Source organism: Agrobacterium sp. MCAB5, assembly GCF_052114365.1.
In the GTDB taxonomy this organism is placed as follows: Bacteria; Pseudomonadota; Alphaproteobacteria; order Rhizobiales; family Rhizobiaceae; genus Agrobacterium; species Agrobacterium tumefaciens.
Window position 1 is genome coordinate 1 of record NZ_JBFREP010000366.1, and the last position, 367, is coordinate 367.

Here is a 367-nt window from a genome sequence, read left to right on the forward strand (position 1 = left end):
GTGGAGAGGCGTTCCGCTCGCCCATCTGTTGCGCCTTACTGGCGTCAAGCCGACGGCGCGATATGTCGTCCTGCATTGTGCCGACGAACTCGAAAAGACGCTCGACGGAAGCGGCCGCTATTACGAGAGCATTGATCTCATCGACGCGGTTCATCCGCAAACCATCCTCGCCTACGAGATGAACGGCGAGGACCTTAGCGTTGGTCACGGCGCGCCCTTGCGTCTCAGGGTCGAGCGGCAACTGGGGTACAAACAGGCCAAGTACATCATGCGCATCGAACTGGTCGACAGCTTCGCCGGCCTGTGGGGCGGGAACGGCGGCTATTGGGAAGATCGCGGCTACGAATGGTACGCCGGCATCTAAGGC

The 367-nt window shown here is 61.0% G+C and carries 1 protein-coding gene; it reads left to right on the forward strand.

All coding sequences use genetic code 11. From position 1 onward, the window contains the following. Positions 1–364 (forward strand): molybdopterin-dependent oxidoreductase (locus tag AB4Z23_RS29060; protein ID WP_441361383.1); only part of this gene is annotated, 364 nt, incomplete at its 5' end. Positions 365–367: the final 3 nt, after the last annotated feature.